The sequence below is a fragment of the Pseudomonas sp. Irchel 3A5 genome, from assembly GCF_900187575.1.
Classification (GTDB): domain Bacteria; phylum Pseudomonadota; class Gammaproteobacteria; order Pseudomonadales; family Pseudomonadaceae; genus Aquipseudomonas; species Aquipseudomonas folii.
This window is the reverse complement of the sequence record NZ_FYDU01000002.1, coordinates 265,007-290,034: the sequence shown is the minus strand read 5'-3', so window position 1 is coordinate 290,034 and position 25,028 is coordinate 265,007. Positions and strand designations below refer to the sequence as shown.

The 25,028-nt window shown below is 57.0% G+C and carries 21 protein-coding genes and 1 pseudogene; 15 read left to right on the top strand and 7 right to left on the bottom strand.

Annotated elements, in window-relative coordinates:
• Positions 1–299: 299 nt before the first annotated feature.
• The 7 genes from CKW31_RS03875 (at position 300) to CKW31_RS03845 (ending at position 8,061) form a co-directional block, all read left to right on the top strand.
• Positions 300–1,292, top strand: coding sequence for a DUF2157 domain-containing protein (locus CKW31_RS03875; RefSeq protein ID WP_095093116.1), 993 nt, complete (start codon positions 300–302; stop codon positions 1,290–1,292).
• On the top strand, positions 1,289–2,317 hold the full coding sequence (locus tag CKW31_RS03870) for a hypothetical protein (protein ID WP_095093115.1): 1,029 nt from the start codon (positions 1,289–1,291) through the stop codon (positions 2,315–2,317). The genes CKW31_RS03875 and CKW31_RS03870 overlap by 4 nt, the downstream gene beginning before the upstream one ends.
• Before the next feature lie 192 nt (positions 2,318–2,509).
• Positions 2,510–3,142, top strand: a complete 633-nt coding sequence (gene cysC / locus CKW31_RS03865; RefSeq protein ID WP_095093114.1) for an adenylyl-sulfate kinase — start codon at positions 2,510–2,512, stop codon at positions 3,140–3,142.
• Between the two features lie 191 nt (positions 3,143–3,333).
• The gene (locus tag CKW31_RS03860) at positions 3,334–4,119 is read left to right on the top strand and encodes an efflux RND transporter periplasmic adaptor subunit (RefSeq protein WP_095093113.1); all 786 of its coding nucleotides are present in this window, start codon (positions 3,334–3,336) and stop codon (positions 4,117–4,119) included.
• Positions 4,116–5,435 (top strand): efflux RND transporter periplasmic adaptor subunit, encoded by a 1,320-nt coding sequence (locus tag CKW31_RS03855; protein WP_095093112.1) that lies wholly within the window; start codon positions 4,116–4,118, stop codon positions 5,433–5,435. The genes CKW31_RS03860 and CKW31_RS03855 overlap by 4 nt, the downstream gene beginning before the upstream one ends.
• Positions 5,436–7,532, top strand: coding sequence for a biotin/lipoyl-binding protein (locus CKW31_RS03850; protein WP_095093111.1), 2,097 nt, complete (start codon positions 5,436–5,438; stop codon positions 7,530–7,532).
• A 31-nt stretch (positions 7,533–7,563) separates the two neighbouring features.
• A complete protein-coding gene (locus CKW31_RS03845; protein ID WP_027901609.1) occupies positions 7,564–8,061 on the top strand; it encodes a GNAT family N-acetyltransferase in 498 nt (165 codons plus the stop codon).
• Here the strand turns inward: CKW31_RS03845 and CKW31_RS03840 are convergent, their stop codons facing one another.
• Both CKW31_RS03840 and CKW31_RS03835 read right to left on the bottom strand, forming a co-directional pair.
• Positions 8,062–8,373 carry a hypothetical protein gene (locus tag CKW31_RS03840; RefSeq protein WP_095093110.1) on the bottom strand — a complete coding sequence of 104 codons (312 nt, stop codon included), beginning with the start codon at positions 8,371–8,373 and terminating at the stop codon, positions 8,062–8,064.
• 48 nt (positions 8,374–8,421) lie between these two features.
• Positions 8,422–9,015, bottom strand: coding sequence for a phage tail protein (locus CKW31_RS03835; protein WP_095093109.1), 594 nt, complete (start codon positions 9,013–9,015; stop codon positions 8,422–8,424).
• Between the two features lie 414 nt (positions 9,016–9,429).
• Here CKW31_RS03835 and CKW31_RS03830 point away from each other — a divergent pair, with 414 nt between their 5' ends.
• From CKW31_RS03830 to CKW31_RS03810, 5 genes are all read left to right on the top strand, one after another.
• Positions 9,430–10,266: a sulfotransferase gene (locus CKW31_RS03830; protein ID WP_027901612.1), complete on the top strand. Its 837-nt coding sequence runs from the start codon at positions 9,430–9,432 to the stop codon at positions 10,264–10,266.
• A 145-nt stretch (positions 10,267–10,411) separates the two neighbouring features.
• Entirely contained in the window at positions 10,412–14,842 is a 4,431-nt protein-coding gene (locus tag CKW31_RS03825) for an Ig-like domain-containing protein (protein ID WP_095093108.1), read from the top strand.
• Positions 14,843–14,915: 73 nt separating this feature from the next.
• A complete protein-coding gene (locus CKW31_RS03820) occupies positions 14,916–16,436 on the top strand; it encodes a TolC family protein (protein WP_095093107.1) in 1,521 nt (506 codons plus the stop codon).
• 16 nt (positions 16,437–16,452) lie between these two features.
• Complete coding sequence (locus tag CKW31_RS03815; protein ID WP_256582475.1) at positions 16,453–17,241, top strand: aspartyl/asparaginyl beta-hydroxylase domain-containing protein; 789 nt, start codon at positions 16,453–16,455, stop codon at positions 17,239–17,241.
• Positions 17,229–18,185, top strand: a complete 957-nt coding sequence (locus CKW31_RS03810; RefSeq protein WP_095093106.1) for a sulfotransferase family protein — start codon at positions 17,229–17,231, stop codon at positions 18,183–18,185. The genes CKW31_RS03815 and CKW31_RS03810 overlap by 13 nt, the downstream gene beginning before the upstream one ends.
• Positions 18,186–18,189: 4 nt before the next feature.
• On the opposite strand, the gene CKW31_RS03805 is transcribed toward CKW31_RS03810, so the two are convergent.
• Positions 18,190–19,260, bottom strand: a complete 1,071-nt coding sequence (locus CKW31_RS03805; protein WP_095093105.1) for a class I SAM-dependent methyltransferase — start codon at positions 19,258–19,260, stop codon at positions 18,190–18,192.
• A 292-nt stretch (positions 19,261–19,552) separates the two neighbouring features.
• Between CKW31_RS03805 and CKW31_RS03800 the strand changes: the two genes are divergently transcribed.
• Positions 19,553–19,990, top strand: coding sequence for a DUF3592 domain-containing protein (locus CKW31_RS03800; RefSeq protein WP_095093104.1), 438 nt, complete (start codon positions 19,553–19,555; stop codon positions 19,988–19,990).
• A 9-nt stretch (positions 19,991–19,999) separates the two neighbouring features.
• Positions 20,000–20,578: a hypothetical protein gene (locus tag CKW31_RS03795; protein WP_214658325.1), complete on the top strand. Its 579-nt coding sequence runs from the start codon at positions 20,000–20,002 to the stop codon at positions 20,576–20,578.
• Positions 20,579–20,643: 65 nt separating this feature from the next.
• On the opposite strand, the gene CKW31_RS30250 is transcribed toward CKW31_RS03795, so the two are convergent.
• The 3 genes and pseudogenes from CKW31_RS30250 to CKW31_RS03785 form a co-directional block, all read right to left on the bottom strand.
• Complete coding sequence (locus CKW31_RS30250) at positions 20,644–21,507, bottom strand: methyl-accepting chemotaxis protein (RefSeq protein ID WP_371856682.1); 864 nt, start codon at positions 21,505–21,507, stop codon at positions 20,644–20,646.
• Positions 21,502–22,272 (bottom strand): annotated as a pseudogene (locus tag CKW31_RS30245) (MCP four helix bundle domain-containing protein); the annotation flags it as partial. The gene CKW31_RS30250 and the pseudogene CKW31_RS30245, both read right to left, overlap by 6 nt.
• 168 nt (positions 22,273–22,440) lie before the next feature.
• Entirely contained in the window at positions 22,441–22,656 is a 216-nt protein-coding gene (locus tag CKW31_RS03785; RefSeq protein ID WP_095093101.1) for a hypothetical protein, read from the bottom strand.
• Between the two features lie 530 nt (positions 22,657–23,186).
• Here CKW31_RS03785 and CKW31_RS03780 point away from each other — a divergent pair.
• Positions 23,187–24,206, top strand: coding sequence for an AraC family transcriptional regulator (locus CKW31_RS03780; protein WP_095093100.1), 1,020 nt, complete (start codon positions 23,187–23,189; stop codon positions 24,204–24,206).
• Positions 24,207–24,251: 45 nt separating this feature from the next.
• Here the strand turns inward: CKW31_RS03780 and CKW31_RS03775 are convergent, their stop codons facing one another.
• Positions 24,252–24,917: a GntR family transcriptional regulator gene (locus CKW31_RS03775; protein WP_095093275.1), complete on the bottom strand. Its 666-nt coding sequence runs from the start codon at positions 24,915–24,917 to the stop codon at positions 24,252–24,254.
• Between the last annotated feature and the right edge of the window lie 111 nt (positions 24,918–25,028).

The window sequence follows — 25,028 nt, the reverse complement described above, 5'->3', positions numbered from 1 at the left end:
TCGTCGGAACATAGCCTTCTCGGTGTGGAGGTGATCGACCAAGCGAGCGCAGCCTGGAACACCTTGGGCAGCAGTATTTCGCTGCATATGCTCGGCGCGTATTTTACCGATCAAGGGTCCAGGCTTACGCTAACGTTCAGCCTCAACTGGCTGCAAACCGGCTTCAATGCTGGCTGCGACAGTTTTAATTCTCTAAATCCAATAGTAGTCCCTGGCCAGGTCCTTGATGATCAGGGTAAAAAGCAACCTATGCCCTAACACCTCATATCATCCAAACAATGGAGCGGTACCTGAACCCCATGAGAAAAACTACTCAGCAGTTAATGGTTCAGAACATTGCCGACTGGCAGCATCGAGGTTTGATCGACCAGCAAACCCAAGAGCGGCTGAGCGCGCCTTATCAGCGTCCCGACCAGTTGTTATCCACAGTGCTGCAATGGCTGGGCATCGGTGCGGTGTTGTTGATTGGTATGGCGATTCTGGGGGGCGTGAGTTATCTCAGCGAGTCGGTCGCCCTCGGCGTTGTGCTGTTTTCTATCGCCGGTGTGGCATTGTGGTGGGTCGGGGTACGCCTGGCGCGTGATCCAGCCGGGCGTATGCCGGTGGCTGGTGTTGCCATTTTGACCATCGGCCTGATGCTGATCGGCGGTAGCCTGTTACTCAGTGGAGTTGACTCCGACGTGGGCGGGTATGATCGGATCCCTCTGGCACTGCTGGTCACCGCCTTGCTAAGTGTGGCCACTGCCTATCGTTACCACCTGCGCTGGCCATTGTTTCTTGGGCTGCTGTGCGCCTTTCACGGCTTTGGCTCCTGGGAGAGTTATGCCGGTAGCGGGTCATATGTGTTCGACATTCAGGACCCGCGAGCCATGGCAGTGATTGCCGGATTGGCAGCGCTTCTGGGGCTTTGGCACCAGCAGGCTGAAGAGAAGGTGTTGCGCCACTTCAGCGGCTTCGGGCGTTTGTATGTGATTTTCGGACTGCTCTACTTCAACTGCTCGCTGTGGTTTCTCAGCCTGGACAATTACCACTCGTCCCAATCAGGGCTCTCGATACTGCTATTCACCGTAGGGGCCATCAGCCAGTTGGTGATCGGTGCTCGTTTCAAACACCCCAGCTTCACCGGGTTTGGTGTGGTGTTTCTGGGTATCAACCTCTACACGCGCTTTTACGAACACGCCTGGGACCGCCTGAGTGTCGCGGCTTTTTTCGCCGCGGCCGGTGTTGTGGGTGTTTTGTTGGGCTGGTTGTTTGAGCGCGCGGCGCTACGTGCCAGAGAGGATCGGTCATGAGCCCGGATCGCCGCAATCGACAGGTCCGCGATGCCCTTGATCAATGGCTACGCGAGGGGCAGATCGATCCTGTTGCTCACAGCCGCATCGGTGAACTGTATCCCTTGACCCGATGGGACTGGCGCTCACTCGGACGTTGGTTTCTGACGTTCGGTGCCATCAGCCTGGCGGCCGGTCTGGTGTTATTTCTGCGTGAGCACCTGACGTTCACCCTGCCCAAATCGGCGATCAGCTTGTCAGTGCTGACCTTGGGCCTGTTCGTCGTCGGGCGCTGGTTGCCCGGTAAAGGCTTGAGGATGCTTGGCAGCACCGCCGAACTGCTGGGCGGCTTCGCCCTGATCGGCGTGAGTTTTGTGGTGGGGATGATCTATTCGGACGGCTCCGGTAACTGGCCGGCGCTGCTCCTGATCGACCTCCTGGTCCTGCTGGTGCTCAGCTACGCCTTGGGCAACGTGTTACTGCTGACGTTGTGCAGTGTGTTGTTCTTCGTCTGGTTCGGTGGTCGCAGCGGATATGAGTCCGGCTGGGGCGCCTACTGGTTTGGCATGAACTATCCGCTGCGGTTTCTCGGTGCTGCGGCGGTGCTGGTGGCTGCGGGGGCTTTGCATCTGCGCTGTGAGGCCGGATTGCTTGCCCGCTACAACGGGTTTGCCAAGGTATGGATTTCCTGTGGCCTGTTTGTCGGCGAAATGTCCTTGTGGCTGTTGTCTCTGTTTGGCAGTTACGACTTGATCGACGGGCCGTGGCATTTTGCCGAGGATGGTGAGCTGCTGATGTTCAACGTGCTTTGGGCGCTGGTAAGCCTCGGCGTATTAACGGTGGGACTGCGCCAGCGATTCGGCATGTTGGTGGGGTATGGCTCAACGTTTTTGATCATCCAGTTGTACACCCTGTTCTTTACCCAACTGGCCGAAACCCTGGGTTGGCTGCTCAGCTTGCTGATCGCCGGCGCTAGTTTGCTGGTGCTGGTGATCTGGTTGGAGTCGCAGCGCCAGAAGCGTCGGGCGGCGATTTCAGAAGCTTGAGCCTGACCCAAACACCAAGGTCGAATAATCACGGAATTCAAATGATTCTATTGTTTGCCCAGATTGTGCGGTTCTTTATTGCCCTGATGGCGGGAAGAGCTTGCGCCGCCAGCGGAGGTTCAGGCTGTACTGCCATCTTCCCGTTTCAGGCCGGATGCGTCGTCATACCATGTCACCCTTCGGAGATACCCTATGTCTTCTTCGCCGGTACTTCCGACCAATCCTGATGAGCAATCGGTGCCGGTATTGCACAGCTTCGAGATTGAGCGCCAGAACCACTCGAACCTGAAAGGTCATCGCTCGCTGCTGTTGTGGTTCACCGGAATGTCTGGCGCAGGCAAGTCGTCCATTGCCAATCGGGTTCAGGCCAACCTGCATGAGCATCGCCTGCATACCTGCCTGCTGGACGGCGACCAGCTTCGTCGAGGTTTGTCCGTCGACCTGGGTTTTTCCGATGCCGACCGCAGGGAAAATATCCGGCGTACGGCTGAGGTGGGCAAATTGATGGTGGACGCAGGCGTAATCACATTGGTCTGCCTGATCTCGCCATTTGAGCAGGAACGCCGCATGGCCAGGGCTCTGTTCGCCCCTGACGATTTCATTGAGATATTTGTTGATGCGCCCCTGCATGTGCTGGAACAACGCGACCCCAAGGGGTTGTACGCCAAGGCGCGGCAAGGCTTGATCAAGAATTTCACGGGAATCGATTCACCGTATGAGCGCCCCGTATCACCCGACATCGTGATCGATAGCGCGACGTGCTCTATCGATCAAGCGGCGCAGATTGTAGAGGCGTTCTTGCAGAACCGTTTCGCTGCTTCTTAGGTTACGCATAGCCTAAGCCTGATAAAGCATAACGTCTATTCCAGGTCCTATTTACCTGGCAGTGGGTGGTAGATACAGAGGTTTGAAGTCTTTTCGTGAGGTCATCGCTCTCTCGGCAAAGATAATGGCTATTGGCTTGACGCTTCTCATGGCTGTCGTAGACTGGCTCCATCCGACAAGGAGTCTCCGGTATGCGGTGTTTGCAGGGATTGTTTTTCTTTTTACTCGGGGCGACGTGTTCCGCTCAGGCGCAGACTCCGGCTGAAGCCGATCCGTTGTTGGATAACGCTGCTTCTGCAGGTGCGCAGGTTGCTTCTTCCAGTGAAGCGCGAGGTGTGTTGCGGGCCCAGGATCAGGCGGTGCTTGCCAGTGAGTTGGCCGGGCGTATTGTCGATCTGCCGCTGCGCGAAGGTGAAACCTTCAAGAAGGGCGATACGCTGGCGCGTTTTGACTGTTCAGCCTATCAGGCGCAGCTCAACGCCTCTCAGGCTGCCAGTCGCGGGGCCAGTGAAGAGCTGGCGCATAACCGGCAGTTGGCGTCGCTCAATTCTGTAGGTCGTTTCGAAGTTGCTCGTGCTGAGGCCCGGGTGGCTGAGACTCAGGCGCAATCAAGTGTCTTTCAGGTTCAAGTCAAACGCTGCAGCGTGATCGCGCCTTATGACGGTCAGGTCGTGGAGCGCAAGGTTCAGCGTTATGAAAGCGTTTCCGCTGGCACGCCGCTGCTTGAGATCGTCGATAACCGTACTCTGGAAATTCACCTTCTGGTGCCCTCCCGCTGGATGGGCAAGCTCAAGGCCGGGCAGACGTTCAGTTTTGTGCCTGACGAAACCGGCAAATCACTGACCGCCACTATCAAGCGTTTCGGTGCGCGGATCGATGAAGGCAGCCAGACATTGTTACTGGTGGCCGGTCTGCCAAAGTCTGATGACCTCTTGGCTGGCATGAGCGGAACGGCGCGTTTTCCGGAGCTCAAGTGAACGCGTCTGTACCCGGAGTGGTAGAGCGGGTCTTTGCCCAGTTCCTCGACCTTGAACGTCTTACCCGCGCCGCCCGCACGACCGATCAACTAGCGTACAGCCTGGTGAATGACGGGCAGCCGCTGTTTGGTTTTCGTCATGCTGCGCTGGTGATTGCCGGTAAGGTGCGGGCAGTGACGGGTGTCAGCGTGATTGATCCCAATGCGCCGTTTGTCGCGTTCGTCGAGCATGCGGTGGCTCAGTTGTTCAAGCTGGAGAAAGCCAGGCCAGCCAGTGTCGTTGCGATGGATACACTCAGCGCTTCGGTGCGCCAAGACTGGCAAAGCCTGTCGGCGACTCATGTGTTCTGGCTGCCGTTGCTGGATCATAAAGGTGAAGTGTTCGGTGGTTTGTGGTTGGCCCGTGACAAACCCTGGGCTGCGCCCGAGCAGGTTTTACTTTCGCATCTCGGTGATACCTACAGCCATGCATGGCTGGCATTGCAGCCGCGTAAGCCCTGGCGCCTGCGTTGGAGTCGCAAGCGTCAGGTCGGGTTAGTGGCTGTTGCTTTGTTGAGCTTGCTGATCCCGGTTCGCCAGTCGGTTCTGGCCCCTGCCGAAGTCGTGCCGTTGGCTGGCCGCGTGGTGGCTGCGCCACTAGATGGTGTGATTGCCGAATTTCTGATCAAGCCCAACCAGCCAGTCAAGACCGGTGACTTGTTGGTGCGTTTTGAAAACACCACCCTCAAGGCTCAGGCCGATGTCGCCGAGCGTACGCTGGGTGTCGCGGAGGCGGAACTCAAAGCCAACTCGCAACGCGCTTTTGCCGATGCTGAATCAAGCTCTAAGGTCGACCTGCTGGCCGCTCGCGTCGAGCAAAAGCGTGCAGAGCGCGATTACGCACGTGAGTTGCTCAAGCGCAGCGAAGTTCGTGCCGAGCGCAACGGTATCGCAGTCTTTGCCGATGCCCAGCGCTGGACGGGGAAACCGGTCCAGACTGGCGAGCGCTTGCTGGAAATCGCTGATCCTGCCCAGGCCGAACTGCGCATCGAACTGGCGGTTGGCGACGCCATCGCTCTGGAGCCGGACGCTGAAATCGCGCTGTTCCTCGACAGTGATCCCTTGCATCGCCATTCTGCCCGCCTGGAGCGCGCAGCTTATGAAGCGCAACCAACTCCGGGTGGGCAATTGGCTTATCGCCTGGATGCCAGCTTTATTGATTCTCCGCCGCGTATCGGGTTGCGTGGCACCGCGAAGGTCTTTGGCGAGCGAGCGCCGTTGGCGTTGTATATCTTGCGCAGACCTTTGGCAGGTTTGCGTCAAAGCGTAGGCCTGTAAATGGTACTGCCCAGCCTGCGGGCGGATCTGCACCTTTCTTCGGCCGCACCTGCGCTTGACGGGTCGCCGCGCTGGACTCTGGCTGATCCGGTGCGAGGTCGCTATTTCAAGCTGGGCGCTCAGGCTATTCGTCTGTTGCGGCATTGGTCGCTGGGCGAACCCTCTCAGGTACTACAGGCCGCGAACCGTGAGCCAGGTCTCCCGCTGGGCGATAACGAAGTGCAGGAGCTGCTGATCTTTCTTCGCAGCCATGACCTGATCGCTTCGACCGACCCCGACCAGCGCGCCAGCTATGCCTACAAGGCTGCAGCTTCGCGTCACGGCGTGTGGCAGATGCTGTTGCATCAATACCTGTTTTTCCGCATTCCGTTGTGGCGCCCGGATGCTTTTCTCAATCGAGCATGGCCCTGGCTAAAGCGCTTTGGTCCCGCCATCCTGCGTTACGGTTTGCCAGCTACGCTGGGACTCGGAGTGTTTCTGGTCGCGCGCGACTGGCAGCGCTTCATCGGCACCTTTCCGCACCTGTTCAGCCTTGGCGGGGCGTTGGCGTTTGGTACGGCGTTGTTTTTCGCCAAGCTTTGTCATGAGTTCGGTCATGCCTTCATGGCCAAGCGTGCTGGTTGTCGTGTGCAGAGCATGGGCGTGGCCTTCATGGTGCTGTTGCCATTGTTCTACACCGATGTCAGCGATGCCTGGCGAGTGAATGACCGGCGCGCCCGTTTGCTGATCGGCGCAGGAGGTGTCCTCGCCGAAATGCTGTTGGCCTGTATCGCTTTGCTGGCCTGGTCGCTGCTGCCCGACGGGCCTGCACGTACGGCAGCATTCATGCTTGCCAGTGCGACCTGGTTGACCACGGTGGTGGTTAACCTCAATCCATTCATGCGTTTCGATGGTTACTTTCTGATCAGTGATCTGTGGGAGGTGGATAACCTTCAAAGCCGGGCATTTGCCTTGTGTCGCTGGCGGTTGCGTGAGGCCTTGTTCGGTTACGGCCTGCCTGCGCCCGAGCCCTGGACGCCGGTCATGCAGCGTCGCCTGTTGTGGTGGGGGTATTTGTCCTGGCTATGGCGGGCGGCACTGTTTTTCGGGATTGCGCTTGCTGTTTATCACCTGTTTTTCAAGTTGCTGGGGATCTTCCTGATGCTGGTGGAACTGGGCTGGTTCATCTTTCTGCCGATCTTCAAGGAGACACGCCACTGGTGGGCCAACCGCGAACAGGCTCAGACGCCCAGGGTTTTGCTTAGTGGTGCGGGCTTGTTGGCGCTGGTATTGCTGCTGGTGGTGCCTTGGCGCAGCAGTGTCGACGTGCCAGTCATGCTGGAGGCCGGGAGGGTGACGGCCCTGCATGCGCCTGTTGCCGCTCGCGTCAAACAGGTGAATGTGCGTGACGGGCAGACGGTGGAGCAGGGCGCCGTATTGGTGGAGCTTGAGTCGCCTGATGTCGATTCGCGGCAGACCATCGTGCGTCGAGAAATCGAGATTCTGCAATTGCAGATACGTCGTCAGGCCGGGCGCAGCGAGACGGTTGCGGATGTTGGCGTCATCGAACAGCGTCTGGCCAGTGCATTGGCCGAGTATCGCGGCCTTGCAGCTCAGCGCGAACGCTTACTGGTCCGCGCTCCCCAGGCCGGTCAGGTGCGTGATCTCATGCCGCAATTGAACCCGGGCCGTTGGGTTTCGACCCAGATCCCTCTGGCCCGAATCGTCGAGGGCGGTACGCGCCTTCGTGGTTATCTGGCTGAAGATGTCTTGTGGCGTATCGCGCCGGGAGACAAGGGACGATTTATCGCTGACGACCCTATGCGCTCCTCGCTGCCGGTCGAGTTGCTGGATGTAGACGCTAACGGGGTTTCCTACCTGGATCAGGAAGCCCTCGCGTCTGATCATCACGGGCCGATTGCTGTTCGCCGCGACGAAAACCATCGCGCCGAGCCGGTTCAGGCGCAATACGGCGTGCGTTTGAAGGTGACAGAGGATATCGAGGCTCCGACCCAACCGTTGCGAGGTGTAGCGGTGCTGCAAGGGCGCAGTGAGTCGCTACTGGGCTCGACATGGCGAAGGCTGGCAGCGCTGGGCGTTCGTGAAAGTGGTTTCTGAAAAAAGTGCTCCAGGGAAGAGGACAAGACTGATGTTGAACAATGCAGACGGGCTGGAAGTCCGGCCCTCACGTGATTCGGACAGCCCTTTCATACAGTCGCTTTATCATTCGGCCCGGCCTGATTTGCAACTGATCGACGGCGAGCGCGATCTGGTGGAGGAGGTCATCGCTCAGCAGTTTCGTGTGCAGGAAGCCGGCGTGGGCAATGGGTTTCCCAATGCGATGCATTATGTGATCGAGAAGCTTGGCAGCTTGATCGGCGCATTGGTGGTGGATTTCGGCCCCAATGAAATTCGTGTGCTGTATCTGGCATTCATTCCGGCAGCGCGGGGCAAGGGCTACGGCCGGACGGTATTACAGGGCGTGCAACAGGCTGCCGAAAAGGTCTGTTGCCCTGTGGCAGCGGTGGTCTGGGACAATAACCCCCATGCGCGCCAGCATTATCTGGCGCTTGGGTTTCAGGTCGAAGAGCAGGATATCGCGGCGCAGCGGCTGGTCTGGTATCCGGGTCAGTCCAAAGCCAGTTGATCAGTTGAAGCTGATGCAGTAATAGGCCAGGTTCGCATCACGCCCCATTGGGGGAACGCGGGAGACGAATACTTCTTCAAGCTTGCCCAGTTCCGGCAGTTCAATGGCGCACAGGCCATCGACGAAGGTGCTGGGCTCCAATGAATTGAGGCTGACGCTGAAAGGCAGGCGCTTATTGTCAGAGAGGCGTGCCAGAGGTTTTTCGTCGATGGACGAGATGTTGATCGGCAACTGACTGCCGTCGTCCAGTTGCAGCGAGCATGGGCTGCCCAGCAGTGCACGAAAATGTTCGACAGTAACGTTTTGCAGCATGGAACGACTCCAGCAAGAGTGGGAGAGCCCTTCCCTGGGCTCGGGAAGTCAGTTGCGACTAGGGAAAAGGCCCTGCAAGGCAATGCTGAAGTTCACAACCAGGAAAGGGTTCATGCTGTCCATAGGCTGGCTGCCGCCGACGGGTTGCATGGTGCCGGTGATGGCTGTTGATACGCCTTTCTGCACGATAGGCGCTGCAGTTCCCAGGTCCGGTGCAAACATGTTGGCGGAACTCGGGCCGGCCGTTGTGCCTCCGACATAGCAGTTGGTGGCCGTTGGCACGATGGAGCCGGTGGCGCTCGGCTGCGCACCCAGATTGATGGTGGTCGTTGCGCTCAGCGTGCTCATCTGGTGTACGTGGGCTGGCATGTTGGCGATCGCAACGGTGACCTTCTCGACGCCTGAAGCTGTACCGATCACTCGATTGGTCAGGTTGACACCGGTCCCCTGATTGACTGGCACCCTGCCTTGCAGGTTGGGCAGCATGAAGTTCTGTGTCGCGTCTCCTCCATAAATGACGCCCAGCAACGCATACAACGCGTTGTACTGGCTGATGTTCATTGTCTGGCCGTTGCACTGCGCCCAGCCATAGGGTGCAAAGGGGAAGCCGAACGTCATGATCGAACCCATAAAAACTTCCATAAACTTTCATCCTTTGTATGTTATGGGGTGACACGTTATCCACTCAGGCACATGCCCGTGGCAGTGGCAAAGTGAGAGCGTAGACACTGTTTGGCGAATTGCTGCGCTTTTTGGATTTCCGTTTCTCGATTGACACAGTCAGATGAGCAGATGGACGTTTATGCGATCAGTCCTCTCGAGTTTCGGGAAAAAACTGACACCTGCTCGGACAATAAACGACCGCTCGTCTGATGGTTTTCATCTGGTTAATAATTAAATTCTTTTATTACAACTACTTATATGAGGAGAGCATATTTTTTGAGTAAGTCTGCTTAAGTCCAGGGAACTGATGTCGAAGTACTACTATGCGCGTACTTATTGTTACGTTAGGCTGACATTGGTAGCCCTATGGAAGGGATTCAGGAAGAGAAACGGATGCAGGACTTTCACTTTATATCGGGGCTTCCACGTTCGGGATCTACCCTGCTATCAGCCATTCTTCTGCAGAACCCGCGCTTTCATGCCGGTATGAGCAGTCCGGTTGCTTCGTTGTTTTCCAGCGTCCTCGGTCAATGCAGCGCAGGCAGCGAATTCTCTTCAATGATCGATACCAGCGCACGTCGACGCCTGCTGCGCGGGATTTTCGAGTCTTATTACGCCGACAAGACCGACAGCTCAATCGTATTTGATACGAGCCGTGGCTGGACTTCCAATCTGTCGGCACTGAAAGATCTGTTCCCGAAATCCAGGGTCATTGCCTGCGTGCGCAATGTGGCATGGGTCATGGACAGCATCGAGCGCGTTTACCGCAAAAATCCTTTCGAAAACACCAAGCTGTTTGTCGACGATGCCGAGCGCAATACCGTTTACAGCCGGGTCGAAACTCTGGCGCAACGCAATCGCCTTGTGGGTTTTGCCTGGGCATCGTTGAAAGAAGCCTATTACGGCGAGCATGCCGACTCGCTGCTGCTGATCGACTACGACCTCCTGTCCCAGGCGCCGGATCGAGTCATGCGCCTGGTGTACGAATTCATCGGCGAGCCCTGGTTCGAGCACGATTTCAACAACCTCTCCTATGACGCACCGCAGTTCGACGACGCGCTTGGCGTCTCCGGTCTGCACAAGGTGAAACCCAGGGTTGCCTTTGAAAACAGGCATACGATCCTGCCGCCTGACCTGTTTGAGCAATATTCAAAGTTGTCGTTCTGGAATGACGGTTCGGCCAGTGCTGCCAACGTAATCCGAATGAAATCCGACGCCGCGACCAACTGATCGCGGTTTTCCATAGCAGTGTTACAACGTTCGATCTCTGGTGAGCGCCATGTGGTGGAATAAGAAGAAGTCGCCGACTGTGCAGCGGGCCTCCGTAGAGGCTAAATCCCCCGCTTCCCCCATGATCATGTTCCTTGAGCCGCGAATGCTGTTCGACGGCGCAGTGGCTGCCACTGTCGCCGATGCTGCGCAGTCGGACAGCCAGCCGACTGCCGAGGCTGCCAAGACGACCGATCAGGCCAGTGCCAAAGACAGCAGCAGCGAAAGCCATGCGCAATCGGCTGCCACGGCTGATATCACGCCCACCCCAGCGGCCGTAACAGGCAACACCGTGGTGTTTGTCGACTCGCGGGTCAAGGACGCCGACAGCCTGCTCGCGGGCGTCGCGCCGGGTGCTCAGGTTGTCATGCTGGATGCCACCAAAGACGGTTTGCAGCAGATTGCTGATTATCTGGAATCGCATCAGGGCGTGAGTTCGGTGCAGATCATCGCCCACGGCAATTCGGGTGACCTGTGGCTGGGCAACAGCTATCTGTCGGCCGACAACATTACTCAACGCAGCGCCTTGCTGGCCGAAATCGGCAATGACATGGTCGCGGGCGGCGATATCCTGATTTACGCCTGTAATACCGCTGAAGGCGAGCAGGGTCTGAACTTCGTTGATTCGCTGGCAGAGCTCACGGGGCGCGACATCGCGGCGTCGACCAACCGTACTGGTGTGGGCGGCGACTGGACCCTGGAAATCGCGACCGGCAGCATCGAAAGCATTGGCGCGCTGTCGCGGCAGGCGATGGACTCCTACCAGTGGGGTCTTGCGACATTTACCGTGACGTCCACCACCAACACTGGGGTGGGCAGTCTGCGTGAGGCACTGACCAATGCTCAGAACGGCGATATCGTGACCTTCTCCAGCGGCATGACAGTCGCGCTTAACGCCCAGTTGGTGGTCAACAAAAACATTACCCTTGATGGTGACCTGAATAACGACGGTGTAGCGGATGTCACACTGGACGGCCAGAACAGAACCAGTGTGATCCGGGTGACCTCGGGCACGACTGCCACTTTTGATGGCCTGATCATAACGCGAGGCGTTGCCAGCACTTCGGGTGCCTCTAGTGGTAGCGCGATTGCGGCGTCTGACGCTTTGGGTGGCGGTATCAATAATGCCGGTAACCTGACATTGCGCAATGTCACCGTGACGGCCAACTCGGCTGCAGGCGGTGGCGGCGGTGGCGGTGTGCTGTCCCCGAACGTCGGTGGCGGCGGCGGTGGCGGTGGCGGTATCGGTGGTCAGAATGGTGCTGCCGGTGGCAGTGCCGGGACCTATACCCCTACATCTCCATCAGCCAACACTGGCGGTAATGGTGCGAGCTTCAGCACCGCCTACCTGGCCGGGGGTGGGGGTAATTCGAGCGGTGGTGGTGCCGGGGGGAATGGCACTCCAGTCGGATACACCAACGGAGGTACGGGCGGCACTGCGACTTCCGGTGGGCGGACTATCGGCGGTGGCGGTGGCGGTTCGGGCTTTGATGCAAATGGTGGCAGAGGCGGTTCTGCGGTGGGCGGGATCTATAACGCCTCTACGGGTACCCTTGCGATCATCGGCACCTCGACCCTCAGCAGCAACATCGGTGCGGGCGGTGGCGGTGGTGGCGGCGGTACGATCGGCGGGAACGGCGGCCGTGGGATCGGTGCGATCTGGAACAAAGGCACGGTCAATATCACCGCAGCCAACAACTCGGCCATGACGGGCAACGTGGGTGGCAGTGGGGCGGGTGGTCAGGCAAACGGAAATAGCGGTGGTGCAAACGGTACCTCGCCAACAGAGGTCAATAACATATTCAACGATGGTGGATCGTTGAATGTCACCTACAGTGCTGACGTTACGGCACCCACAATCTCCAGCATCGTGATTGCCAACCCGTCTCTGGGGTCGGGTGGTTCGTCTGCCGTGACATTCACTTTCAGTGAGCCGGTGTTCGGTCTGGATATCTCCGAGATAACCGTTCCCAACGGCACGTTGACTAACCTTACGACCACCAACAACATCACCTGGACGGCCACGCTGACGGCGGCCAACAACGTTAATGATACGTCGAACGCCATTACCCTGGCCGGTTCGGCCGTACAGGACTCTGCGGGTAATATCGGCAACGGTACCGGTACGTCCAACAACTATGTGGTCAGTGATACCGTTGCTCCAACTGCAACCATCGTTGTGTCGGACAACGCTTTGAGGGCGGGCGAAACTTCGCTGGTGACCATCACATTCAGCGAAGCGGTAGCGGGTTTCAACAATGCGGATCTGTCAGTTGCCAACGGTACCCTGACCGCAGTAAGCAGCAGTGACGGTGGCGTTACCTGGACGGCAACCCTGACACCCCTCAATAATCTGACCAGTGCCACCAACCTGATCAGCCTGAACATGACCGGCGTGCAGGACTTGTCAGCCAACGCAGGCACTGGCACGGTTTCATCGAACAACTATGCAATCGACACTTCGCGCCCGACCGCAACCATCGTGGTATCGGACACCACCCTGAGCATCGGTGAAACGTCGACGGTGACGATTACCTTCAGTGAAGCGGTAAGCGGTTTTAGCAACGCTGACCTGACTGTCGCCAACGGCACGCTGAGTTCTCTTACCACCAGCAACAACATTGTCTGGACGGCCACGTTCACGCCGACCAACAACATCACCGATACCACCAACGTGATCACCCTGGACAACACCGGTGTCACGGATGTCGCAGGTAACACCGGGTTTGGCACGACCAACTCCAGCAACTACGCGATCGATACTGTCCGTCCAACGGCCAGCATTTTACTCTCGGACAGTTCACTCACAGTGGGTGAAACCTCGTTGGTGACCATTACCTTCAGCGAAGCGGTGAGCGGATTTACCAATGCGGACCTTGCCGTACCTAACGGCACCTTGAGCGCTGTTACCAGCAGCGATGGTGGCATTACCTGGACGGCGACTTACACGCCAAATATCAATGTTGCTGACACCACCAACCTGATCAGCCTGGGTAACACAGGTGTGGCGGATCTGGCCGGCAACATCGGGTCCGGTATTACCAACTCACCCAACTTCACCATCGATACCCTGCAGCCCACTGCAACTATCGTGGTGGCGGACAGTGCACTGGCAGTGGGTGAAACTTCGCTGGTGACTATCACGTTCAGTGAAGCGGTGATCGGTTTCAGCAACGCCGACCTGGCGATCGCTAACGGCACGTTGAGCGCGGTTAGCAGCAGTGATGGCGGTGTCACCTGGACGGCGACTCTAACACCAACGGTCAATGTGACCGACACCACCAACCTGATCACGCTGGATAACACGGGCGTCGCCAATGCTTCCGGTAACATCGGCAGCGGTGTCACCCTGTCCAACAATTATGTGATTGATACTGCGAGCCCGACCGCGACTATTGTGGTGGCGAACAGCGCACTGGGGATCGGTCAAACCTCGCCAGTGACCATCACCTTCAGTGAAGCAGTGACTAACTTCGACCTTTCGGACCTCAGTGTCGCCAACGGTACGCTGTCCAATCTGGTCAGCAGGGACGGTGGCATCACCTGGACTGCAACCCTCACGCCAACGGCGAATCTCTCGGATGCGAGTAACTTCATCGTTCTGGACAGCAGTAATGTCACGGATCTGGCGGGCAATGCGGGTTCTGGTGTTATCAACTCCGGCAACTACGTGATTGACGGTCAGGTGCCAACCATTTCGAGCATTGTGGTTGCAAACCCGAATCTGACCACCGGGCAGACCACTCAAGTGACGTTCACCTTCAGCGAGCGGGTCAGTAACTTCGATCTTTCGGACCTCAGCGTCGCCAATGGCACGCTGTCAAACCTGACCAGTAGCGATGGTGGTCAGACCTGGACAGCGACTCTGACCCCGACGGCGAATACTCTGGACCCGAGCAACTTCATCACGCTCGACAGCAGCACGGTGACGGACCTGGCGGGCAATGCCGGTATCGGTATTACCAGCTCCAGCAACTACGCAATCGCTACGCTTTCTCAAGGCGGCGATCCGCAGTTCCGAGTCACCGAGCCGGGCCCGCTGACCAGCCAGCCAAACCTGCCATTGCAGCCGACATTGTTTGGGCCGCCGACTGGCAATCTGGGTTCGCCGCTGAGTTTTGCGCCGCTGTTCGAACAGCGCACCACGGGAGGTAGCCTGCCGCCGCTGGGTAACATCTTCATCAGCAATGGCGCATTGGCTCCAAGTTTCATCGCGCAGGTTTTTAGCCCGGATACTTTGGGCGTCAATACCGGTGCCACGGGTGGATTCCTTGGCTTTAGCGGCGCAGAGGGCAGCGTATTCGGCAGCAGTACATTGTCGACGCTCTTCAATCGCGAGTCCTCTACGGAAACCTCGGCGCAAAGCGCTTTCGACAGTGGCAGTGGGTTGAGTGATTCGTCACAAGGCATTCGTGTCGGCTCTGGTGCGCTGACGTTAGAGCAACAACTGCAACTGCTCCTGGACGGTGAGCAGAAACAGCTGCATGAACTGGCATGGGCTTTAGGGAAAGCAGGGATCAGTGAAGTGCAGGCCTGAGACAAGGCTTGAGTCATGCGCCGGTAAATCCCGGCGCTTATAAAAGAATGAGTAGTCAGGGGCGGTCGAACGGATGAAAAGATGTAAGAAGTTATTCAGTGTCAGCCTGCTGGCACTGGTAGTGAGTGGTTGTGCTGTCACCAGCCAACCTATCGACCGCAGTGTCAGTGAGCAGCGTGCAAAAAGCGACCTGCAACAGATGTACAAGAACCAGGAGCCCCTGAACGGTCCTCTGACCCTGCATCAGGCCATGGCTCGTGCGGTCAAGTACAACCTCGAAGCACGTCTGAAAATCATGGAAGAGGCCTTGGCCAAGCGCCAGCTGGACCTTGCCAGCTTTGACATGCTGCCACGTATGGCCTTGTCTGCAGGTTATGCGGGGCGCAGCAATGTCAGCGCCTCCAGCAGCGAAAGTGTGGAGACCGGCACCCAGTCTCTGGAGCCCTCGACTTCCCAGGATCGTAGTCGTCGTGTCGCCGATCTCACCATGGTGTGGAACGTACTCGACTTTGGCGTCAGCTACATCAGTGCCAAACAGCAGGGTGACCAACGCCTGATTGTTCAGGAGCGTCGTCGCAAAGTCGTTAACACCATCGTTCAGGACGTACGCTCGGCCTATTGGCGTGCAGTGGCGGCCGAGCGTCTGCTCAAGCAGATCGACAGCTTGATGGTCCGCGTCGAACAGGCTCAGGGCAATAGCCAGAAGATGAGCGAGCAGCGCGTCGGCGATCCGGTTCAGGCGCTGAGCTATCAGCGTTCATTGATTCAGGCGACCCGTCAGCTTGAAGAGCAGCGTAAGGCGCTCTCCCTGGCAAAGACCGAACTCTCGACCCTGATCAACCTGCCACTGGGTACTGAACTCACCCTGGCGACCCCGGACGATTACTCGATCCCGGAACTCAGGGTCGACATGAGCGTGCTGGAGCACGAAGCGCTGGCCAGCCGTCCGGAACTGCGCGAGCAGGATTACCAGACCCGCATCAGCTCTGCCGAAACCCGCAAAGCCATGCTGCGTTTGCTGCCGGGCCTGGAGTTCTCTGCGGGCGGCCATTACGACAGCAACTCTTTCCTGGTCAATGACAAATGGGCCGACATGGGAGTCAAGGTCACCTGGAACCTCTTCAACGTCATCTCCGCTCCAGCGGCCATCGACGTGGCAAAGGCGGGCGAAGAAGTCGCTGCGGCGCGTCGTCAGGCGATGTCGATTGCGGTACTGGCACAGCTTTATGTCGCGAACGCCAACTACCGTGAAGCCCTGCGCCAGTTCAAGACCAGCCAGCAACTGTCGAGCATCGATGGTGAAATCGTTGGTCAACTGCGCAATCGGTACAAGGCGGCAGGCATCGGTGAACTGGACCTGATCCAGGGCGAGCTCAATACCCTGCAAGCCGACCTGCGTCGCGACCTGGCCTACGCCGACCTGCGCAATGCCTACGGGCAGATATTCGCCAGTGCCGGGCTTGATCCATTGCCGGAGCAACTGCCTTCGACCGACGTTCAAGTGATCGCGGGTGCCTTGGCATCGCGTGAGAACCGATGGTCGGCCGGCAACATTGCCGAACCTGTTAAAGCGGCTGAAGCCAAGGCCAATTAAGCGCATAGGCGGATTCGTGCGTCCGGCCTTTTCCCGCCTGCCTGTGACAGTGGATTTGCCTCTGCTGTTACAGGCGCTGTCGCGTATTGCCGATACAGCCTGGACCGCCCATTTCAACGCCGGTTACTACGACGGGCAATGGTCGGGGGTCGCATTGATTTCCGCAGCCGATGCCCTGACGACGTTATCGTCTGGTGTCGGCGAGCCCACCCCGCGAGACCCATGGCAAAACGACGACCGTTGGGCTGTGGCCCTGCGCGACCTGCCACTGGATATTCGCAGCGCCCGCCTGCTCCGTCTCGGGCCGGGCAGCAGAATTCACGAACACCGCGATTACGACCTCAGCGGACCCGAGGCCGATTGCCGTTTGCACGTCCCCTTGATCAGTTCGCCAAATGTGGACTTCATGCTGGAAAGCCAGCGCATCCCGATGAATGCGGGCGAGTGCTGGTTTCTCGACCTTGCCCGGTCTCACAGTGTTGATAATTGGGGGCAGACGGAGCGGGTCCATCTGGTGCTCGACTGTCGACCCAATGTCTGGCTTGAACAGCAGATCCTGGACGGCTTACCGATAACACCGTCAGCAGGTACGGGCCGTGCAGCCGAAGCTTTCGCACAATTTCGTACGTTGCTGGAGCGCGACCCTTTGCTATGCACTGCCTTGCAGGCCGAATCAGACCGCGAAGCCTTCATCGCCCGAACTCTGGTGCTGGGTGCTGAACAGGGTCTGCATTTCAGTCGTGAAGAGGTGCGCGCTGCGATGCGTCTGGGGCGCAATCGATGGAATCGACAATGGACAGCCTGAAAGGCTGGTTGCCAATCCGTATCTGGCAGGAAGCCGAAGAGTGGCGGGTGGACTGGTGCTGGTTTGGCGAACGTAAGCTTGATCAACCCTTCTTTTGCGATGCAGTGGACGACGCGCTGCGGTTGCCTTTCAACCAGGCTTTCCGGCGTGAGACGCCGCTTGCGTTGCTGTGCGAATGGCAGCAGCCAGCGATTCCCCCGGCGGCTTTTGTCCACCACGCTTCGCGTTGCGGCTCGACACTGATTGGCCAGATGTTGGCGCAACTCGATGAGGTGATCGTGATATCCGAACCGCCGCCCCTTGATGCGCTGTTGCGTGGCGTGTTGGACCCCGCTGTCCGGCGTGCTGCCCTTCACGGTTTACTGGCCGCTTATGGCCAGCCCAGACGTGGTATCGAACAGAAACTGGTGATCAAACTGGATGCGTGGAACATCGGGGAGTTGCCGCTGTTACACGAGTGCTTTCCTGAAGTGCCTTGGATATTCGTCTACCGAGAGCCACTGGAAATCGCCGTTTCTCACCTTCGTCGTGCAGGCATGCACATGGTGCCGGGGATTATCGGATCCAGCTCGCTGGACGGAGAAAGTCAGAGCGATTCGCGAGAAGACTATATCGGGCAGCGACTGAGCCGGATCCTCGATTTCGGCCTTGAATACTGCCACGCGTTTGGAGGCTTGCCGGTGAACTATCAGGAATTGCCCGACGCGATGAGCCGACATCTGGCGGATTTCTTCGGCCTGGATGCCGTACAACGCAACACGGCACTGTCAGTAGCGGCGCAGCATGCCAAACAACCCGGCCAAGTGTTTGTTGCTGACAGTCAGGATAAACAGCGTGAGGCGACCGAACGGCTCACGGAGCGGATCGAATACTGGACCCGAACGACCTACGATGCGTTGGAAGTATTACGAGAGAAACGCAGTGAGCATGTTCAGCGCCGATAGAAAATCAAACGAATGTCGCGGCGTCCACCGCGTGATAGACGTAGCGCTCATCAGTCATGCGTTTGATTTCTTCAAGATAATTGGAGTTCATCACGAATAGATGGGCCCCGTCAGGCAGTGCCAGCATGGCCTGCTCCGGCGATGAGACCCTGAGCCCGCTGAGGGGCAAGTAGCGGCCCTGCTTGGCGGGATTTATATCGATGACCTGATCCACCTCGACTCCGGCGCGCTGCAGGAACAGCGAATAGATAACGCCTTTGGAGGCTGCACCCCAGATGCCGACCGGCTTATCGGGGGATGCCTGGATAATACTCAGTGCTCGTTTGATGCTGAGCATGAAATCTGCTGGCATCTGTACCTCTGGCGCTGCTGGCAACGGTTTGCTGCGCAAGCTCCCTAGGTCAGCAACCACATATAGGTATTGCCCGCCGAACAGATGCCCGGCTTCATGCACTGTGCCGAACAAACGGTTGAAATCTCCGAGCCGGAAGTAGTTCACGTGCTCATAAAACACGTCAAACCAAGCCTTGTGCTCAAGAATCCAATCCATGCAAGGCACTTCGATGTAGATCAAACCGCCGCCGTTGACCTCGGCGATGGATTGCAGAAAGGTCATGGGGTCGGGAATATGTTCAAGCACGTGACGCAGGATGACGGCCTCGGCAGCCAATCCAGCTTCACGGGTGAAAGGCGCCTTGACCACATATGGGCTTTGGCCCTCGTAAGCGGGGTCGATGCCAATAATGTCGAAACCGTGGTCACGCAGTTGCTCAAGGAAATATCCCTTGCCGCAGCCGACTTCGATCAGACTCATGTCACCCATATGCTTGCTGATGATCTGCTCAGCCGCGTCCAGGTGCGCCTTGAAGTATCCCGAGTGGGCTTGCTCGTTTTGATAGCCGCTGTCATAACAGAGCTTTTGCGGGTCAAAGGCATGGTTATAGATCAGCCCCGTGTCCAGATCCTGGACCAGAATAAGATCTGCACTGACCGACGACCGCGCAGCATCAGCATCGGCAAAGGTACGGTTCTGCAACACTGGCAGCGCGCTGCTCCGATACAACTCCTTGTGCATGTTCAATTCCCAACAAAGTTTGGAGACGTCGCGCACAATTCCCTCGCTGTTGCACTGGCGGACTTCTCTTGGGTCGGCATATATGCACCGTTAGCTGCATCTTATGCCACAACACAAAATTACTGACAGTCTCAAGCGGACTTTCTTTTTGTCTGTAATACCGCATCCACTCTTCTTCAGTGGCGTCCGGTGAGCTGGCCAGCGTCACGCGCAATTCTTCCACACCCAATTGACAGACTCCCGACAGATCATTGTAATGACCGGCGTTTACGGACGGTGCAAGGGACCTGCCATGACCAAGACGTCATCTTCCGGCCGGGGAGATCTGCTCCGCGCGCTGATTTTTATCCCGCTGGGCCTGTGTCTGCTGTGCCTCACCGTGTGGCTGGTCGAAGACCGGCTGGGTTTTCTGGCCCAGGCACAACGTGCGCAAGGGCATGTCAGTGCCCTGAACTCCGGCGGCAGTCATCCACAAATTGACTTCAACGACGCCACGGGCAAGGCCGTCAGCTACCCCGAGAGCGGGTTTATATTCGGCTACGCGGTGGGCGACTCAGTGACGGTGTTCTACAGCGCCGAAGCACCCTCCAGCACCGCGATCATTCAAGACCGGGGCGCGCTTTGGGGCGCGAGCCTGTTCGCGGGTCTGTTGGCAGTTGTGTTCACCGCAGGGGGCGGCTACCACGCAGCCGCATGGATTCGTCGGCGCCGGATGGCGCGGCCCATATAGGATATTCAAATGCAAATCCCGTTACCTGTCACTGTAAGTGACTGGCGCTACAAGACTGCCAGCGGCGGTGGATTGACCGTAGTGTTCGCGGCCGCCGCTGGCGGTGCACTGACCCTGACCGACCCCAACGGGGTCGACCAGCAGTTTCGCTATGGCTCGGCTGGGGTCGGCCTGGGCATTGGCGCGCGCCTGCCGCGGTTCGGCAAGGTCAACTTGCACGTGCGAGGCAAGAGCGTCGGGGCTGCAGGCGCAAGCGAAGATTTTCCGGCATTCGGCCAGGTGCTGGTTGCAGAATCGATCGCTGGCCGCGGTCTGGTCCGCGAGGACTTCCAGGGTGCTTGTGTGTTCATTGAAGCGGGCGTAGGTCTTATCGGTGGAGCCAGCGGCTCGGCCATGCTGTTCGGTCTTGACCCCAAGCTCCTGGCCATGGCCGCCGCCTCGATGACGCCGATGGGCAGTGTTCTCCTGCCTCACGACAGCACGGTGCGCCTGCTGCGCTCGGCCAAAGGCGTGATCGTCGCCGCTGGCCTTAACGTGGGGCTGCAGGCTGGAGGTGGCGCGACGATTTCTCTGGGCGGGCTGTTCTGATCATCGCGACTCAGAAAGTTTTGGCCTCTCATCATCTGTCCGAATCGCTCGAGTCACCAGCGCAATCAAAACCTGAATTGCGCCACCAGCGTATTGAACGACGTGGCGAGGCGCGACAGCTCCTGACTGGATGCGCTGGTCTGGTTGGCACCGGCCGAAGACTGGGTTGAAAGGTCCTGGATATTCAGCAGGTTGCGATCGACCTCACGCGCCACTAGAGCCTGCTCCTCTGACGCTGAGGCAATGACCATATTCCGCTCGTTGATCTGGGCGACGCCGCTGGTGATTTTCTCAAGGGCTGTCCCGGCACTCTCGGCCAGCCTCTGGGTTCCATTTGCCATCGCCAGACTTTTACTCATGGCTTCCACTGCGCCATCGGCACCTGATTGAACGGTTCCAATCATGCCTTCAATTTCAACAGTCGATGCCTGGGTGCGATGCGCCAGTGCGCGGACTTCATCCGCTACTACCGCAAATCCGCGGCCTTGTTCGCCTGCTCGTGCAGCCTCGATCGCGGCGTTAAGAGCCAGTAGATTGGTCTGATCGGCAATGCTCCGAATGACTTCAAGTACCTTGCTGATATCCCTGACATTGGTCGCCAGCTCTGATACGGAGTCAGTGGACCTGGTGATTTCCCTGACCATTGTGCCAATACCCTTGACGGTATCGTTTACCTGCTCACGACCATCAACCGCGTCTTGTGCTGCTGTTTTTGAGACCTCTGAGGTGGACACTGCGTTACGTGCAACTTCTTCCACGGCCGCCGTCATCTGATTCACGGCGGTGGCTGCTTGCTGGATTTCACTGTCCTGGCGTATCAGGCTGCGGGTGCTTTCTTCTGTTACCGCACTCAACTCTTCGGCTGCTGAAGCGAGTTGGTCGGAAGCGCTCGCGATCTCACAAATGGTGGTTCTCAAGCTGCCCTGCATCAGGCTGATCGCCTTGAGCAACTGGCCAGCTTCATCAGTACGATCCGTGGAAATCGTCTCAGTCAAATCCCCCTTGGCGATGCGCTGTGCGCTGTTTACTGCTTGCGCAAGCGGGCGAGTGATCATGCGGATAATCAGGACGCCCAGAATAATTGCTACCAGGAACGCGATGATAATTCCGCTGGACAGCAATAGCGTCGTGGTGGATTTGAGTTCCTTCGCTGCCTCAGAGCCTTCTTTGACTTGCCGTTTATTTGAGTCAATCATGACCTGAAGGAACCGTCGGGCATTGTTAAAGTCGCCTTCGGATAACTGGTTGAGCTGAGTGCGTGCTTCTACCAACTTACCTTGCTGCTGCAGATCAAATATCTTCTGAGTTTCAGAAATATAGGAAGGCATCACCTTATCGTACTGATCCCCTGCGGCTTTCTCATCATCCTGCAACGGGGTATCGCGATACACCGCGTAAACCTTTTGCGCTCTTTCCAGCTCTGCTGAAATACTGGAACGCATTTTCTCTGCTGTCGCGCTGTCTTTGGCATCCAGCAGTCTATAGAGGCCACGATTGTGAGTAGTCAGCGCCGACATCGCCTCATTAGTATTAGCTACGGATAGCAAGTTATTTGAAAATGTAGACTCCAGCGCGTCAGAAAACTTGTTGACCCCACTCATGCCAAGCCCACCCACTGCCAGCGTGATGACAGCACATGCACCAAAAGCAATCGCCAGTTTGGCGGAAAAGTTGGCATGTTTTAAAAAGTTCATAAATGTCCTATAGGATCGAGAAACCGGTGCGCCTGAGTTTTGTCGAGGTTAACAACAATGAGTGTTGAGAAAACTGTTGCGTCGCCCAGTTGATCTGTGAAAAAACGGGCATACAGTCGATTACGGTGAATAAGTGCCCCGACAGGGTGCCAGGCTTGATCAGGTGCTTCATTTTACCAAGCGTAGATGTCGACCCGGCTTGGCCTTCGTTACGGTGTGGGCATTCAAGGCGCGTAACTGGACATTTAATCCTTCCGTGGCGCACAGGAGTTCAGTGAGGGCATCAAGTACATCAAGCTGTTGCACAATGTCCAACCCTTCAGTTCGAGCACTGATTTCGTCCAGCAGATATAAGATGTTGTTCGCCAGATCCTCACTCAACATAATCCCGTCCCCTACCGTTCAAGGTATTCTTGTCATGCCGCGTCATCTGTAATTTTTTATAGGGTCCCACGCTTCAAAAGAGTGCGCCTGGGCATTTAAAAAAGTGCGTGAGGTTTTTTTGAGAAGCGCAGAGATGTTTACCTTTTTAAAAGACAAACTTATAGCGCTTCAACGGTGAGGATAAGAATTTCCCCTCTCAGGATAAGAAAACAAAGGCAGGGCGTTTTGTAAGGGCAGGTGCCTGATGTCAGGCGATCCTGGGCAGCATCGAAGATGTGCACAAGGCAGAAGCGGTAGAGGAGTGTCATATTGATATCGTCGTCGAGTTATATTGCCAACGTCATATCAGGAGTTTATTCAGGAAAATCTTCCGGTCTGGCAATCTTGATAAGAAAGGCTCTAGAATCGACATCGGCGGGGCATGAGATGCAGAGGGCGCCACCCTTGGCGATGAAAGCTTTGCTGGCCAGCCCCAAGTAATAATGGATTATGGACAAACGCAGGAAAAACCCATTCAACGATGAGCAGTTATGCAGTTTATTTCCTCTTCTTTGGCTCAAGCTTTTGCTGAAGCCGTCTTTGCCTCAATCAATGAGGGTGAGCGTGTACTTGAACGTCCGGATCTTCAACTGTCAGGTATTGATCTTGAAGGACGACAGGTTCCTGTAAAAGAATTAAGCAAGTTTTTTATTCTGGCGCAAAAAATGGGTGCCAGTGATGATGTCGGACTTCTGGCTTACGACAACGCTCATCCGGGTAATCTGGATTTTCTGGGTTACGCGATTATGTCGAGCTCAACAATAAGTGATGCCTTGAAATACATCGTGGATTTTCACTCTGTGGTGAGTTCTGGTTTCTGCATGTTCCTGGACAGACAGGTCAGTACACTTAAACTTGTAGGCTTCGCTGAAAACTCCAAAGAGCCTGAGTTGCCGAGACCTTTCATTGACGCGGCGGCGGCCATTACGCTTGGACTGCTTCACTGGTTGTCTCCCCGCAAGAAAATCATGCCTTTATCTGCCGAGTTTACTTACGATGAGCCGAGCGATACATCGCAACTCAAAAAGCTGTTCGGGCCGAATTTGAAGTTCAGGTCAGAGGTGAACGCCCTCACATTCAGACGTGAAGACGGCGATTTGCCGATAGCCACCGGCAATGTGCTCCTTCAGGCTATCCATAATGATTATCTGGCGATGCAGCAGAACACAATCAACATCGACAATGTGAGTGCCCGCACCAAGAGCACAGTCCTGCAGCTGCTAAGCCAGAATCGCCCTGTGACGATCGAGGACATTGCCCACACCATGCAGTTGACGCCTTATCAACTCACCAAGGCGCTGGAGCCGGAAGGGCAGAATGTCAAAAAGCTGATCGATCAAGTCAAGATGCAGCAGAGCCATCAACTGTTGACCACCAGCATTTTGTCGCTTAAGCAAATCAGCTATCGGGTCGCGTTTAAAAATCAGAGTGCGTTTAATAAAGCCTGTGAGCGATGGTTCGGAATGTCTCCTGGCCGGTATCGCGCCAGCAAGAGTCAGGACGAGGAGTGACCCTGGTTTACTCAGCCTTTGATTTAAAGCTGTAACGCTATCTACCTACCGGCTCATCGTCCGTTCATAAGCCGCCAGCACCACCCGTTCCGACTGCTCCAGATAAGCCCCGAGCATGGTAGATGCCTCATCTGCCCGGCCTTCTTCAAGGCATCGCAGAATCGAGGCATTCATGTCGAGAAACGGCAAGTGCAACAGTTGCGGGTTATTGAGCAGCCCGAAAGCCAGCCTCAATTCCGCCGAGATCTGACCGTAAAACACCGCCAGGCGAGGACTGTCTGCCAGTTCGATAATGGCCCGGTGAAACATCATGTTGGCGGTGCCCACCGCTTTCCAGTCTTTGGCTTCTCGCGCCTGAATGCCTGCCTCAACTGCTTCGCGCATGTGCAGCGTCCCGGGATGCTGTGGATAACCTTGTGCAATGGCTTTGCACTCGATGAAGCGTCGCACGCGATAGATATCAATGATGGATGCCATATCGGGTTCCGCAACCGTTACTCCACGGTTGGGCTCGTGTTTGAGCAGCCCTTCGCGGGTCAGCACTCTGAAGGCTTCTCTCAGAGTATTGCGCGAGATGTTAAGGCTTTCTGCCAACGCGGCCTCGGAGAGACGTTGACCGGGGACTAACTCGCCCTCGACCAGCATTCTTCGGACTTCTTGAGTAATGGACTCCCCCAGTGTGCGGTTGGGAAGAGCAGGCGCATCGTTCATAGCGGTTCCAGGATGATAAAGGCCGCGCCGATATTCCATGAGACCTGACGGCGTGGCAAGGAAGAAGGTCGCTGCGCGCTTCATTAAGTAGCATTCATGGGTGATCGCGTA